Annotated in this window: 13 protein-coding genes; 3 read left to right on the top strand and 10 right to left on the bottom strand. The window is 55.8% G+C overall.

What is annotated here, in order from left to right; translation table 11 throughout:
• Positions 1 to 520: 520 nt before the first annotated feature.
• On the bottom strand, positions 521 to 1,297 hold the full coding sequence (locus tag QMZ30_RS19115) for a DeoR/GlpR family DNA-binding transcription regulator (protein WP_283228596.1): 777 nt from the start codon (positions 1,295 to 1,297) through the stop codon (positions 521 to 523).
• Between the two features lie 173 nt (positions 1,298 to 1,470).
• On the opposite strand from QMZ30_RS19115, the gene QMZ30_RS19120 reads away from it, so the two are divergent.
• From QMZ30_RS19120 to QMZ30_RS19130, 3 genes are all read left to right on the top strand, one after another.
• Entirely contained in the window at positions 1,471 to 2,811 is a 1,341-nt protein-coding gene (locus QMZ30_RS19120) for an aspartate aminotransferase family protein (protein WP_283228597.1), read from the top strand.
• Positions 2,812 to 2,994: 183 nt separating this feature from the next.
• On the top strand, positions 2,995 to 3,612 hold the full coding sequence (sodA, locus tag QMZ30_RS19125; protein ID WP_283228598.1) for a superoxide dismutase [Mn]: 618 nt from the start codon (positions 2,995 to 2,997) through the stop codon (positions 3,610 to 3,612).
• Between the two features lie 182 nt (positions 3,613 to 3,794).
• Positions 3,795 to 4,760: a VirK/YbjX family protein gene (locus tag QMZ30_RS19130; protein ID WP_283228599.1), complete on the top strand. Its 966-nt coding sequence runs from the start codon at positions 3,795 to 3,797 to the stop codon at positions 4,758 to 4,760.
• Between the two features lie 7 nt (positions 4,761 to 4,767).
• Here QMZ30_RS19130 and QMZ30_RS19135 read toward each other — a convergent pair whose 3' ends face one another.
• The 9 genes from QMZ30_RS19135 to QMZ30_RS19175 form a co-directional block, all read right to left on the bottom strand.
• A complete protein-coding gene (locus tag QMZ30_RS19135; RefSeq protein ID WP_283228600.1) occupies positions 4,768 to 5,130 on the bottom strand; it encodes a YibL family ribosome-associated protein in 363 nt (120 codons plus the stop codon).
• A gap of 77 nt (positions 5,131 to 5,207) precedes the next feature.
• The gene (gene mtlR, locus QMZ30_RS19140; protein WP_197063363.1) at positions 5,208 to 5,753 is read right to left on the bottom strand and encodes a mannitol operon repressor MtlR; all 546 of its coding nucleotides are present in this window, start codon (positions 5,751 to 5,753) and stop codon (positions 5,208 to 5,210) included.
• A gap of 65 nt (positions 5,754 to 5,818) precedes the next feature.
• Positions 5,819 to 6,967 carry a mannitol-1-phosphate 5-dehydrogenase gene (gene mtlD, locus QMZ30_RS19145; protein WP_039335031.1) on the bottom strand — a complete coding sequence of 383 codons (1,149 nt, stop codon included), beginning with the start codon at positions 6,965 to 6,967 and terminating at the stop codon, positions 5,819 to 5,821.
• 92 nt (positions 6,968 to 7,059) lie between these two features.
• Positions 7,060 to 8,985 carry a PTS mannitol transporter subunit IICBA gene (locus QMZ30_RS19150; protein ID WP_283228601.1) on the bottom strand — a complete coding sequence of 642 codons (1,926 nt, stop codon included), beginning with the start codon at positions 8,983 to 8,985 and terminating at the stop codon, positions 7,060 to 7,062.
• A 480-nt stretch (positions 8,986 to 9,465) separates the two neighbouring features.
• Positions 9,466 to 10,179 carry a DUF3053 domain-containing protein gene (locus QMZ30_RS19155; protein WP_039335026.1) on the bottom strand — a complete coding sequence of 238 codons (714 nt, stop codon included), beginning with the start codon at positions 10,177 to 10,179 and terminating at the stop codon, positions 9,466 to 9,468.
• A 159-nt stretch (positions 10,180 to 10,338) separates the two neighbouring features.
• Positions 10,339 to 11,937: a gamma-glutamyltransferase family protein gene (locus QMZ30_RS19160; protein WP_283228602.1), complete on the bottom strand. Its 1,599-nt coding sequence runs from the start codon at positions 11,935 to 11,937 to the stop codon at positions 10,339 to 10,341.
• Positions 11,938 to 11,946: 9 nt separating this feature from the next.
• Positions 11,947 to 12,828: an ABC transporter permease gene (locus QMZ30_RS19165; protein ID WP_283228603.1), complete on the bottom strand. Its 882-nt coding sequence runs from the start codon at positions 12,826 to 12,828 to the stop codon at positions 11,947 to 11,949.
• Between the two features lie 2 nt (positions 12,829 to 12,830).
• On the bottom strand, positions 12,831 to 13,772 hold the full coding sequence (locus QMZ30_RS19170) for an ABC transporter permease (RefSeq protein WP_283228604.1): 942 nt from the start codon (positions 13,770 to 13,772) through the stop codon (positions 12,831 to 12,833).
• A gap of 17 nt (positions 13,773 to 13,789) precedes the next feature.
• Entirely contained in the window at positions 13,790 to 15,307 is a 1,518-nt protein-coding gene (locus tag QMZ30_RS19175; RefSeq protein WP_283228605.1) for an ABC transporter substrate-binding protein, read from the bottom strand.
• Positions 15,308 to 15,313: the final 6 nt, after the last annotated feature.

A 15,313-nucleotide genomic window follows, 5' to 3' on the forward strand; every position in this document is an offset into this window, starting at 1 on the left:
AACTGAGTGGAATACTTTGGCTTCATGATTTATCCCCATTATGTCGTTTTACAGTCCAACATTATGGGTTCAGTTCACGATGGAACATCCATGTTCCAGCGCCACCTTTCGCCCGCGTCCTGCGGGCTCTCCTGGCAGACTCTCTCCGTTCAGCGCTGCGGATGCCTGCCCCGGTGCGGCCCCAGCCTGCTCATTAGCTTCAGTGCGGGTTGTCAAAAAGGGCACACAGTCTGAGGCTATGACGCCTCTACTGCCCCCTCAGGGTTATCCGCAGCGCTGAGACTTTTACGTTGGGCCAGGAGCCCCACGCGGGGAGGCGTGGGGCAGTTCGCGGCCGACCATGGATGGTCATCCGTGAACGGTCCGTCCGGCACGACGTGGAAGTCGAAGGTACCGCGTCAGCGGCGCGAGGACGGCCCAGAGGGGGCAGTAGTGGCGGCAGAGCCCGCACTGAAAAGACAGGCCACTTATCAATAGGCAGCCTGAGTGCTTAACTGCATGTATCACGCCATCAATGGCGTTAAACCACCTGCACGTCGGGCAGCGCTTTTTGTAATGCTACCAGTGCGCCCGCTTTTGCCGGGCCGCCATCGCAGATCAGCAGATCCACTTCATTGATGGGCGCGTACACCGTCCGGCTTATCACGCCGAGTTTGCTGTGGTCGGCTAATAGGATAGTGCGACTGGCCTGCTGCACCATGGCGCGGGCAATGGCAGCTTCGTGCGGATGGAAACTGCTGGCGCCGTTTTTGGCGTCAATGCCCACTGGTGAAAGCAGCGCCACATCGGCGCGATAGCGGTAAATCTCACCCACCGTCATCTCACCACGTGTTTGCTGTGCGCCCGCCATCATCATACCGCCTAGCAAAATCACCTGATTATTCAACGTCTCATGCTCTTCAGCGGCGCTCAACGCCAGGGCGGCTTGCAAACTGTTGGTGATAATCGTCAGGCCAGACATGGTGCGCAGCGCTTCTGCCAGCATGGTGGTGGTGGTGCCTGCATCGAGAAACAGCGTCTGGCCCGGCTGTAAATGCTGTGCAGCCGCCACGGCGATGGCGCGCTTCTCTTTTGCCTGCGCATTGCGGCGCACCTGTAACGGAGGCTCCGGCTGGCTGTCCATCGCCACCAACCCCCCGTGTACGCGGCGGGCTAACCCTTGCGCTTCCAGTTCGATAATGTCGCGCCGTGCCGTTTCCCGCGAAATGCCCAATTCTTTAATAATGCGTTCCGTACTGACCTGATGTTGCGTAGTCAGAAGGGCGCGAATGCGGTGTAAGCGGGTTTCCTGCAGCATGACATTTCCCTGTAGCCTAATGATCTGAGCCTAAGCTTACCTGAGTGTCATCACGGCGTCATGTGTATTTGGTTGTATTTGTGTATTTGGTTGCATTTCTCAGTAAAGCAGGCATGATGTCTGCAAACGGTCATACATCATGCACCCCTTTCACCTTCGCAACGGGAGTTATCATGGCTACACGTTCCACCATCATGGACACCAACAGTTTTCGTGCTGAGCACGCCGACGGTCTGGATGCGGCAACCCGCAAGCTGACAGACAAGCGCAGCAAAGTGTTGGGCGAGTCATATCGCCTGTTCTATCGTAAGCCGGTGCATCTGGTGCGCGGTGAAGGCCAATATCTGTGGGATGCCGCAGGTAACAAATACCTCGACGTCTACAACAACGTGGCGAGCATTGGGCACTGCCATCCAGCGGTGATTGAAGCCGTCAATCAGCAGATGAAAATGCTGAACACTCACACGCGCTATCTGCATGAACGCATTCTGGATTACACCGATGAGCTGCTGGCCACCACACCGGATGCCATCGACCGCGCCATGTATATGTGTACCGGTTCAGAAGCGAACGATCTGGCAATTCGTATCGCGCGTGCCTTCAGTGGCGGTACCGGGATTATCGTGTCGCAGGAAGCCTACCATGGCACCAGCGATCTCACCTCGGGCGTCTCTCCAGCGCTGGGCAGCGGCCAACCGCTGGCGGCAACCACGCGCTTAGTGTCACCGCCGGATGCTTACCGCGTAAATGCTCCGGATCTGGGTGCATGGTTCGCCAATGAAATTCAGAAGCAAATCGACGACATGAAAGCCCACGGCATTAAATTTGCTGGCTTCCTCGCCGACTCCATCTTCTCATCCGATGGTGTGCTGCCGAATCCAGCAGGTTTCCTGCAGAAAGCGGTGGATGTGGTACATGCCAACGGTGGTATTTTCATTGCCGATGAAGTGCAGCCCGGTTTTGGCCGTACCGGTGATGCGTTCTGGGGCTTCGCCCGTCACGGCGTGGTGCCGGATGTGGTGACCACTGGCAAACCAATGGGCAACGGTATTCCGGTTTCTGGACTGCTGGCGAAGAGTAATGTGCTGGCGGCGTTCAGTGACGACATCCCTTACTTCAATACCTTTGGCGGTAACCCGGTGGCAATGGCCGCCGCGCAGGCGGTGCTCACCGTGATTAAAGAAGAAGGTTTGCAGGAGCATAGCCGCGTGGTGGGTGCCAAACTGTTGACCGAATTGCAGAAGTTGATGGATCGCCATGACAGCATCGGTGATGTGCGTGGCGCGGGCTTGTTTATCGGCTTCGAGTTGGTACAGGACCGCGAGAGCAAAACCCCGGATAAAGCACTGGCGCTGGACCTCACTGAGAAGCTGCGCGATCACCATGTGCTGACCTCGGTGGCAGGGCCATACGGTAACGTGCTGAAGCTGCGTCCACCGTTGGCGTTCCAGGAAGCGGATATCGACTGGCTGGTCGGCGCATTGGACAAATCTCTGACCGAATTAGGCCGCTAAGAACCCCCCATGAGAAGGTGTGTAGCGGTCTGTGCGCACCTTTTTCCAGAATCATCAAATCCTTATCATTTCTAAGGCATTGATAACCCTTTTCCAGATCATGATTTTAACTATAATGATCCGACTGCTTACGCGGCACACTGCGAAGGTGATGCTGCAAAACATTAAATGGAGAGGAAGAACATGAGTTATTCACTGCCATCCCTGCCTTACGCATACGATGCACTGGAACCGCACTTCGACAAGCAGACGATGGAAATCCATCACTCTAAACACCACCAGGCTTACGTTAACAACGCCAATGCAGCGCTGGAAGGGACCGAATTCGCTAACCTGCCGGTTGAAGAACTGATCGCTAAACTGGATCAGCTGCCAGCAGACAAAAAAGGCCCACTGCGTAATAACGCGGGCGGCCACGCTAACCACAGCTTCTTCTGGAAAGGCCTGAAACTGGGCACCTCGCTGCAGGGCGAACTGAAAGCGGCTATCGAAAAAGATTTCGGCAGCGTTGAAGCTTTCCAGGCTGAGTTTGAGAAAGCCGCTACCACTCGTTTCGGTTCAGGCTGGGCGTGGCTGGTGAAAAAGGGCGACAAACTGGCTGTGGTTTCAACTGCTAACCAGGACAGCCCACTGATGGGTGAAGCCATCTCTGGCGCATCAGGTACCCCAATCATCGGTCTGGATGTGTGGGAACACGCTTACTACCTGAAGTATCAGAACAAACGTCCTGACTACATCAAAGCGTTCTGGAACGTGGTGAACTGGGACGAAGCGGCTGCAGTTTTCGCTGCTGCTAAGTAATCCCGCCATCGTGCTCAACCGGTGAACCTGTTTCACCGGTTTCTTCTTTACGAAATCTAAACACTTCTTCAACCACTCCGATATTTCCCCCGCTGATAGTGTCGTGACGGTCGTTATTAACCTGTCGTTGATAATTTGGGGCATACAGTAGCCGCAGTCGATCTCGCGAAGCTAAAATAACTATGTCTACTATCACAACCTCTGTGACGGATAATGATTCGTCGACCGCGCTGTTTTTTCCGTTAATCAGTGGCAAAGTCACACCGGATAAATTATGGAACAGCAAAATGTTCCGCTTTAAATATGCGTTACGATCTCTGGTATTCCCAATTACCACCTTTAATTATCTCAACGAACTGGCGAAGCTGCCGTTTCTGCCACAGCTGTTGAGTATGCAGGGTTTACTGCCTGCCAAACCGCATCGCCCTTATCTGTGTGCCGGTTTCAGTGTGGCACAGCGTGCACAAGCGCTGCTGGACCATTACCAGTTGATGAACCAGCTGGATAATGCCAGCCTGCGCCAACTGATGTTAAGCCCGGCAAAAAACGTGATTGCTGCCTTTACGGGAAAAAATGATGAGGCGTTTGTTATTCACTGCTGTCCGGGACATTTTGATCGTGAAGGTGAAATAACCCTGACGCTGCATTATCAAGACATGAATATTGCTTCACTCTCATTTTCCATCATTCAGGAAAAAAACACGCGAACATTATTGATTGGTGGATTACAGGGGCCGCGTAAACACATATCAAATGATGTGATCCGTGATGCGACAAAAGCCGCGCAGGGTGTTTTCCCGAAACGTTTACTGATGGAAGCGGTGTTTATTTTAGCGCAGCAGTGCGGCGTACAAGCTATCACGGCGGTGGGGGATACCACTCATGTGTTTCGCAGTTTGCGCTATCGTCACAGCAAGGGCGACAAATTCTTTGCCAGCTACAGCGAGTTTTGGCGCTCACTGGGCGGGGAAATGCGTCAGGATGAAATGTTTACGCTGCCACTGCGTATGGAGCGGAAGGATCTTGAAGAGATTGTCAGCAAGAAACGCGCAGAGTATCGCCGCCGTTACGCCATGCTGGATACGCTCAGTGAACAAGTGCTGCTGGCCGCAGGCGGCATAGAACGCGACGTGTCACACGCCGCGTAATCACGTATCAGAACGGCTGCTTCGCGTAGCCGGTCATCACTTTCAGCCCCATCTCACGCCCCAGCGCGGTCATCGGATGCACCACCACCAGGCCGCGCACGCTTTTCTTTAATGCGCCCATGTTAGCCTGTTCTTTCTTGGTGATTTCACGGCTGAAGCCCAGTTTCTGCAATTGCTGCGCTTCTTTGCTCAGCTTTTCATCACGCACGCCGCGCAGACGCTCAATCTCTTGCACCAGCGTCTCTTTCTCTTTCAACAGCTCGCCGAGCTTTTCGGCATCGCCCGCTTCCAGCAGCTGCGGTTCTTTGCGATTCAACGCGTCCAACTGGTCACTGAGGCGTTTGATCTCGGCTTTTTCTTGTTCTTTCATCAGGGGGAAACTCGTTAAGGAAAACAGGCAAAGGATACATCAAATTGGGGTGAATTTGCAGCAAAGCGGGGATTTGCCTAAACCGCAGGTTTCTTAAACGCCTGCTTATGCGATATACGGGAAATCAGCTCCGTCAACGACAGCACCATGGTGGAACGCACCATCTGCAAATAGCGTTGCTGCTGCATACTGCGCAGTGCATCGTCTTCACGAGTGAAGTCGGGCTGCGGTGGCCAGGCCACGACGCAATGCAGTTCACCAAAGGGGCCCAGAATTTCATCGTCGGTAAAGCGGTAATCGCTGGTGTCGTGATTCAACTCCTCACGTAGCGCCAGCAACAGTTCACAATCTTCATATTCGTGGCGATTGATCACGCCCAGGCCGTAGATTAGCTTCAGGCGCACGGAGAGTTCCCCCAGCGGGCCATCACCCAGCAGCAAGGGTTCCACCGCATACTTAACGGCATAATCGTCTTTGCGAAACACCTGCAAGACCAGCAGGTTCACCGCTTCGGCGAGTAACTCAACGGCGGCGATCAGGAAGCTTCTCACCGATCGACCGGCGTTCAGGCGCTCTAGCACCCGGTTTTCAAAAGCTTGCTTCTCTTCCATTATTGCCTGCATCGTTCAGATACCGCCAACGGGCACGGTTGGCCACCGTGCCCGAATGAGCTATTAAAGGGCGCGCATTATGCCATAGCGTTGTAAGCACTCACCACAGAGGTGACCACTTCGCTATTGGCGTCCAGTCCAGAGATCTCCGCCAGCGTGGCCTGTGGGCCTTTCTCTGCCAGCAGCGCAGCGAGTTCTTGCGCCTGAGGATCGGCTTCGCTGCGATAATGCATGGCGGCGGCAATGCCCTGAACCAGACTGGCGTGCGGCAAGCTGTACTCCAGCGTGCCCAGCGTTGGCTTGATCAGACGGTCACCGGCGCTCAGCTTACGCAGCGGCTGGCGGCCAACACGCTCAACATCGTCTTTCAGGTACGGGTTTTCAAAGCGGGTGAGGATTTTCTGGATATAGGCCGCGTGCTTATCGGCGTCAAAACCGTAACGCTTGATCAGCACCGCGCCGCTTTCCTGCATCGCACCCTGAACCACGGCACGCACTTTCTCATCGAGAATCGCATCACGAATGGTGGCGTGGCCGGCCAACTGACCAAGATAAGCGGTAATGGCATGACCAGTGTTCAGGGTGAACAGCTTGCGTTCCACAAACGCCATCAGGTTATCGGTGAGTTCCATGCCCGGAATGTTCGGCAGTGCGCCTTTGAACTGGGTTTTATCGACGATCCACTCGCTAAAGGTTTCCACGGTGACTTCCAGCGGATCGTTGCTGCCGGCTTCAGATGGCGGCACGATGCGGTCCACGGCGGAATCAACGAAACCAACGTTAGCTTCTACCCATGCGTGATACTGCTCTGGCAATGCTTTCAACACGTGCTGTTTCAGCTGGCTGGTGCCGCGCACCATGTTTTCACACGCGATGATGTTCAGCGGACGGACATTACCGTTATCGCTGCGTTTGGCCAGCCCCTTCGCGACACCACCTGCGATGCGCTCCAGAATCTGCGGACCAACCGCCGTGGTAACGATATCAACCTCAGCAATCAGCGTCACGATGTCGTCGCTAGTGCTATTAACGGCGCTGACGCCGGTCACCATTTCAACTTTTGCCTGCTCGCCAACCACATGAACCGGATACTCATGACGGGCGTTAAGGGCATCAAGAACCACCTGATTGACATCCGCGAACACCAGTTCAATACCGGCATCAGCCAGTAACTTACCGATGAAACCGCGGCCGATGTTACCTGCTCCAAAATGTAACGCTTTCATAAATTTGACCCATATCAAATGACGAAAGGGCGGGCAAATCCGCCCCGGAAATGTGGGACGGGCTTGCCCGCCCCAGGGAGTTAAAACGTGGTTTACGCTTTAGGCGACAACAACGCCAGCACTTCTTCAACACTGGTGGTGTTCGCCAGCTTCTCAATCACGCTGTCATCATCCAGCGCGTTGGTCAGGCTGGTAATTACCTGGATGTGCTCGTTGTTGCGTGCCGCGATACCGATCACCAGGCGCGCAACGTCATCCGCTTCTTCACCAAACAGCACACCGGCTGGATACTGGCAGAACACGATACCGGTTTTCAGCACGCGGTCTTTAGCTTCCACGGTACCGTGCGGTACGGCGATAGACTCACCAAGGTAAGTCGGGGTCAGCTTCTCACGCTCCAGCATTGCTTCGACGTATTCAGGCTGGACGTAACCGCCTTTTACCAACTGCTCACCGGCAAAGCGAATCGCCTGCTCTTTGTTGCTGGCGGTCAGGCCGAGGAACACGTTGTTTGCGCCGAGTTTGAACAGGTTGGCACTGCCGTCGTCATAGCTGTCTGCCAGCGTGGTCTGCACCGTCTCACGATGTGCTTCGCTGCGGTTGGCCGCCACCAGACGCTCGGTCAGGTTGCTGTACAGTGCGCTGTCGAGGAAGTTGTTCAGCGAAATATGCTGCGCTTGCGGTGCCTGGCGCATCGCACGCTCGGTCAGATCGCGGTGGGTGATCACCAGGTCAACATCCCCTGGCAGCGAGTTGATCGCGCTGTTGGTCACCGAAATATTGCTCAGACCGGCATCCTGCACTTTCTTACGCAGCACACCTGCACCCATGGCGCTGGAACCCATACCGGCATCACAAGCGACGATGATTTTACGCACGTGGGTTACATCAACGCTGTTGGCATCGGCAATCACTGGCGAACCGGCAACGGCCTGGCCTTTTGACTGCGCTTTCATATCACGCATGCGCTGGGTCGCGGCTTCGATATCGTCATCTTCTTTCACTTTGCTGGTTTTCAGCAGGATAGAAGAGACCACGAAGGAGACGGCAAACGCGGCGATGATGGCAGCGATGTTAGCGAAGTAAGCACCTTTTGGTGTCATCGCCAGCACAGCCAGGATTGAACCCGGAGAAGCAGGAGACACCAGGCCGCCGTTCAGCACGGTCAGGGTGAACACACCGGTCATACCACCGAGGATAACTGCCAGCAGCAGACGCGGTGCCATCAGCACATACGGGAAGTAAATTTCGTGGATACCACCGAGGAAGTGGATGATCGCCGCACCGCCTGCAGACTGTTTGGCGCTACCGCGACCAAAAATCATGTAAGCAACCAGCACGCCCATACCCGGGCCTGGGTTAGCTTCAATCAGGAAGAAGATAGACTTACCGGCTTCACTCGCCTGCTGGATGCCCAGAGGAGAGAAGATACCGTGGTTGATGGCGTTGTTAAGGAACAGGATTTTCGCTGGCTCAACAAAGATCGAAGTCAATGGCAGCAGGTTGTTCTGTACCATCAGGTTTACGCCCGCCGCGAGGATGTGCGACAAACCTTCTACCAACGGACCGATGCCGATGAACGCCAGCAGCGCCAGCAGCATACCGATGATACCGGCTGAGAAGTTGTTAACCAGCATCTCGAAGCCGCTTTTGATCTTACCATCAACCATACGGTCAAAGGTTTTGATCGCCCAGCCGCCCAGTGGACCGGCAATCATCGCGCCGAGGAACATCGGCATATCTGCACCGACAATCACGCCCATGGTGGTGATTGCACCGACCACGCCGCCGCGATCGCCGCCCACCAGACGTCCACCGGTGAAACCGATCAACAGCGGCAGCAAGTAAGTAATCATTGGGCCGACGAGTTTCGCCAGCGTTGCGTTTGGAATCCATCCGGTTGGGATGAACAGTGCTGTGATGATACCCCAGGCGATAAACGCACCGATGTTTGGCATCACCATGTTACTCAGAAAACGACCAAAGCTCTGGACCTTGACCTTCGCTGATGAGGACATAAACCCACCCCTTATTGAGACGCGCTGCAATAAGAGCGCGGTTGTTTTTGTTAAGACTTTTATTGAGCCATTCCGGCGCGGGCCGTGGCATCACTGTATGCACGCGGACTCTAGCACTAGTTTATTACGCTGCGTAGCGTCCGGGATAAGTGTGATGCAGATCACGCAATATTGGGGTGATTGGGGTGCTATAAGGTGACACAGATCACACTATTGGGGTGTAAGAAAAGTACGCTGGCGAAATATTAAGCAAAACAAGGTGATAAATGTGACTTAAGTCACCTTTGCAAGGGTGGGGTTTGTCTCGTAAATGTGATTTGGATCACAAACATTTTTTGGTCGAAAATGCGCCAGATCACACTCTGGCCAGGCAGAAAAGACAGCTGTAAGGAAGTGACGAAAAATCTGAAAAGATGGAAGGAGGGATAACGGCTGTAGGGGCGACCTTCTGGTCGCCCGGCAACAGGTTACATCGCGCGGTTACAAACCACCCTGCACCGCATTTTGCGCTTGGGTCAGTGCTTGTGCATTGCTGGAGAGGTTGCTCATTAGCGTGTTGTACTGCGTGGCTTGATCCTGGGTTGGGAACTGCACGCCACCGTCGTTAAAGCTCACACGAGTGCCCTGTGACTGCAGATAGTCACCGGTTTGCACCGCCGCCTGGCTCAATGCCTGCAGCTGAGGTAACAGGGGAATCAGGGTGCTGGCAGGCTGCGTCACCACTTTGGCATACACGTTGTCATACACTTTTTTCAGATCGTCGGGCTGCTTTAGCGTGGCTTTACTGCTGTCGGCCTGCATTTTGGCGCTTTGAATCTGTTGCGACAGCACACTCAGGTTGCCGCTCGCCTGGCGCAGTGAATCACGGCGGGTCAGATAATCTTGCGGTACACGGATTGCCGCCAGCTCATCCACCACGGGACGCATGCCTTGTTCAACCGCTTGGTTGGCCTGCTGAGAGAAGCCATACAGGATGGCGTAGTCGCTGGCGTAGTTGCCGAAGGTTTGCTTCTGGTTTTCGCTCAGGCTGGGCAGATGTTCGCCGCTACGCATGGCGGTGTTCTGCAGGAAATCGGTGAAGGCTTTACGTTGATCGCCCTCTTTATCGCCACAGGCGGTAAGTTGCAGCACTACCAGTGCGCTGACCATAAGCATGCCGGTACGCATCCAGATGCGGGATAATCCTGACGCCATGTTGAACTCCTGTTATGGCTATATATACGATTCAGTGGGAATGGTCCTAAAGAATAGTGCAATGGCCTGGCGTGTACAACGGCTGGCGGTCGCCATAAATGGCGACCTCACAAAGTTGGATGTGATTTTTCGTAGGGTGCGCATTAATGCGCACCGAGATTAAAACACCAGTGCCTGCCCATCTTTGCGGCTTTCGGTGGCGGCGATGTAGAAGCCTTGCGGATCGCGCACAATCGCCTGCGCACCGCCGAAATTGTAGCTTTGCAGCGGATCTTCCACCGTAATCTGGTGCCCCATCTCACGCAGCTTCGCCAGTACGTTACGATCAATCCCTGGTTCCACCACCACCGCGCGGCCTTGCTCGACACGCCAGCGTGGGGCATCAATCGCCGCCTGCGGGTTCTGTTTATGCTGCATGATGCGCAACGCCAGCTGCAAATGCCCCTGCGCCTGCATCGGTCCGCCCATCACGCCGAATGACATCAAGGGTTGGCCTGCGGCATCCAGCGCAAATGCCGGGATAATGGTGTGGAAAGGACGTTTCCCGCCGGCCACCACGTTGGGATGCTGTGGATCGAGTGAGAAACCGCAGCCACGGTTTTGCAGGCTGATGCCGGTATCCGGTACCACAACGCCAGAGCCAAAGCCCATATAGTTGGACTGGATAAACGACACCATCATGCCGCTGGCATCAGCGGTTGAGAGGTAGACGGTGCCGCTTTGCTGCGGTGAACCGAAGGTAAAATCACCGGCCTGGTCAGGATTGATCAGCTGCGCACGCTGCTGCAAATAACGGTCACTCAGTAACAGCTCTGCCGGGAATTCCAGATGATCGTAATCCGTCACGTAGCGATCTAAATCCACCAGTGCCAGCTTCATTGCCTCAATCGACAGATGCAGCCACGGCACTGAATCAGGCTGATAACGGCCAATATCCCACTGCTCCAGAATACCCAATGCAATCAGCGTGGCGATGCCCTGACCATTCGGCGGCAGTTCCTGCACCGATCCACCGGCAAAGGGGCGTGACAGCAAATCGACCCAGTCAGCGCGGTGGTTATTGAGGTCGGCCATACTCAGCGCTGCGCCATGTTGCTCGGCAAAGGCCACGATTTTCTCCGCCAGTTCGCCGCGATAAAACGCTTCACCACGCGTTTCGGCGATTTTCTGCAACGTCGCAGCCTGTGCCGGGTTACGGAACAGTTCACCCGCGCGCGGGGGTTGGCCCTCCGGCGCGAAGCATGCGGTAAAGCCCGGCTGGGCTTTTAGTTTGTTGTAACCGCGCTGCCACAGATGGGCAATCAACGGCGAAACCGGGAAACCATCACGGGCATATTCGATGGCCGGTTGCGCCAGTGTGGTCAGCGGCAGGGTGGCGAAGCGCTCGGCCAGCGCGACCCAGGCGGAAACCGCGCCGGGAACGGTCACTGCTTCCCAGCCGATTTCCGGCATGGTGCTGTGCCCGGCAAAGCGATCCGCACTCCAGGTGGCGGGGGAGCGACCGGAGGCATTCAAGCCGTGCAGCTGTTTGCCATCCCAGATAATCGCAAACGCATCGCTGCCAATGCCGTTGCCAGTGGGTTCCAGCACGGTGAGCGCCATGGCGGTGGCAATCGCGGCATCCACTGCATTACCGCCTTGCTGCAACATGCGCATGCCGGCTTGTGCCGCCAACGGCTGTGAGGTGGCCACTGCATTGCGTCCCATCATTGGGGCGCGGTGTGAGGCGTAGCTAACGTTGAAATCCAAATCACTCATAACGGTTCCTTAGTGTGAGTCATTGCGCGGATCAAGCGCATCGCGCAGTCCGTCACCCAATAGATTGAAGCCCTGCACGGTGAGAAAAATAGCCAGACCTGGGAAAATCGACATCCAGGGTGCCTGCTCCAGATAGCCTTTGGCGGTATTCAGCATCGCTCCCCATGAAGGGGAAGGCGGCTGCTGGCCCAGGCCGAGGAATGACAAGCTGGCTTCGGTGATGATGGCGGAGGCGATCGCCAGGGTGGCCTGCACCAGAATCGGAGACATCACGTTGGGCAGCACATAGCGCAGGATGATCCAGCGATCCGGCAAGCCAATGGCACGAGCGCCGTCGATATACTCTTCATGGCGGATGGCGATCACCTGGCCTCGCGTCAGGCGGGCAAAAATCGGCATCGCCGACAGGCCAATCGCGATCATCGCATTAGAGAGGCTCGGTCCCAGGAAGGCACCCAAGGCGATGGCCAGAATCAAAAACGGGCAGGCCAGCAGAGCTTCGATAAAGCGCGAAATAATGCCGTCGCACCATCCTTGCCAGTAGCCAGCAATCAAGCCCAGCGGCACGCCAATCAAAATGGCGATCATCACCGAGATGCAGCCCGCCAGCAGTGAGGTGCGAGCCCCCCAAATCAGGCGTGACAGAATATCGCGGCCCAGTTCGTCAGTACCAAACCAGAAGAGTGCCGAAGGGGCTTTGCGAACCGCCAGGAAGTTAGCCTTGATGGGATCGGCGGGTGCCAGCCAGGGCGCCAGCAGCGCCACGGCGACAAACAGCACAACGATAACGGCACCTATCATGGCGCTTTTGTTGCGCAGAAATTTATTAAGTACCCGGCGCTTAGGGCGTGTGACCGCGGGCACTGCGCCCGCTGTTAAAACCTCGCTCATGGCTAGCCTCGCATTTTCGGGTTGATTAACAGATAGAGCACATCCGCCAGCAGATTGAGCAGCAAAAAGCCGATCGCCACCACCAGCACCACGCCTTGCACCACGGCGTAATCACGGTTGAAGACCGCATCAACAATCATCTTGCCGAAACCGGGCAGGGTGAAAACCTGCTCAGTCAGCACCGCGCCGCCCAGCAGCTCACCAAACAGCAGCGTGGTGAGTGTGACGATCGGCATTAAGGCGTTGCGGAAGGCATGCTTCAGCACCACTTTTGGTGCCAGCAACCCTTTGGCGCGTGCGGTACGGATGTAATCCGCTTTCAGCACGCCGATCATTGAGGCACGGGTATGCCGCATCAGCGTCGCCGCCAGGCCGGTGCCTAACACCAGCGCAGGCAGCAACAAGGTTTTCAGGTTCTGCACCACATCTTCGCTGACCGGCACAAACCCGGAGGCGGGCAACCATTGCAGATGCACGGAAAACAGCAGAATCAGCAGGATACCCAGCCAAAAATGCGGCACCGAAATGCCGGATAGCGCGACGAAGTTGGTGGTGTGATCGACCCAACTGTCTTTACGCACCGCCGCGATGATGCCCATGCTGATGCCAATCGAAAGCGCAATGATCATCGCCAACAGCGACAGCTCCAGCGTCACCGGCAGTTTGCTGGCGATCAGCGCAGTGACCGGCTCTTTGGTGCGCAGTGACATGCCAAGATCGCCTTGCAGCGCACTCCCCACCCACGCGAAATACTGGGTAGAAATCGGATCATCAAGGTGATACTCGGCACGTAACTGCGCAATCACCGCCGGATCGCGCTCCTCTCCGGCCATCGCCAGCACCGGATCGCCCGGCAGCAGTTTTTGCAGGGCGAACACCATAATGCTCACCAGCAGCAGCGTCGGAATGGCCAGCAGCAGGCGTTTAACAATCAGTTCCAGCATCATCGCTCCTCAGCGGTTTACTGCGCCAGGCTCACACCGGCCAGACGGACTAAACCATCCGGCCAGGCTTTAAAGCCCTGCAACTTTTTCGTCATGCCAAAAATACGTGGCTCAAAGTAGAGATAGGCGATGGGCATATCGGTTTGCAGTTGATTCACCACCTTGCCGTAAAGCGCCTGGCGTTGTGCCTGGTCATTGGTGAGGCGGGCAGCGTTCAGCCACTCATCGACTTGCGCACTGCTGTAGCGCCCATCATTCAGCGTGCCTTTGCTGTTGATAAAGGAGTAGATGCTGCCATCCGGATCGGGACGACCTGACCAGCCTGATAAACTGAGCTGGTAATCGCCGCGCTGCTGGCGATCCAGCAAGGTAGCGAACTCACTCATCTGTAAATTGAGGTTAAAGCCCGCCTCACCCACCATCGCCTGAATCACCTGACCGACCTGCTGTGCCGTGGGGTTGTTGGTCACCATCAGTGTCAGATTCAGTGGCGTAGTCACGCCTGCGGCTTTTAACAGCGCCTTGGCTTTCTCCACGTCGCGTGCGGCGATAGGCGTGTTGACGTGATAAGGGCTTACCGGAGAAAACGCCTGATTAGCTGGCGTATACAGCCCTTCAAATGCCACCTGATTCAGGGCATCGCGATCGATCGCCAGCGAGAAGGCTTCACGCACACGCGCATCTTTCAATGGGCTATTGGCGTCGACTTTGCCGTTATTGATATTGAAGGTAATGCCTTGATAACCGAGGCCCGTGACTTTGGCTAAAGCCAGCTTGCTGTCCGCTTCAACGGTTTTCACATCGCTGGCGGCCACGCCTTCAGTGAGGTCGAGATCGCCTGCGCGCAGGTTAGCGAGACGCACTGAGGCATCCGGAATCGGCAGGAAGATCACTTTATCGAAGTGGTAAGCGTCTTTATTCCAGTAGTTGTTATAACGCTGCAGCACAATGCGGTCCTGCTGCACGCGGCTGACAAACTGATACGGACCCGAGCAGACCGGATGCGTGGCGAAGTCGGGTTTTTTCGCGGCTTCCGGGGCCAGCATGGCACCGGCGCGGTCGGTCAGTTGGCTGAGTAGCGCCGCATCGGGTTTTTTCAGGTGAAACTTCACCTGCATTGGGCCGCTCACCTCGACGCTGTCAATCGAGGAGATTTCGCTTTTACGCAGCGAGCCCGGCAGCGTTAACGCGCGCTCAATATTGAACTTCACCGCGTTGGCATCGAATTTTTCGCCATCCTGGAAGGTCACGCCGCTGCGCAGGTTCATGGTCAGGGTTTTGCCCTCATCGCTCCATGACCAGTCGGTTGCCAGTCCTGGCACCACCTTCAGATTTTCATCCACATCTACCAGGCGGTCACACATCGCGGCAAAGACAAAGCGACCGTAATAGGTGCGTGCCAGATGGGGATCGAGCATGTCCGGATCGGCCCCCAGACCAATGCGGATAACACTTTCAGCCTGGCTGTGGGCACTGGCACCGAGCAATAACAAGCCGCTTAAGGCGGTGAATAACGTATGACGAGCTTTGTTCACAGGCGA

It is taken from the genome of Pantoea sp. EA-12 (genome assembly GCF_030053355.1).
Lineage (GTDB): Bacteria > Pseudomonadota > Gammaproteobacteria > Enterobacterales > Enterobacteriaceae > Pantoea > Pantoea vagans_C.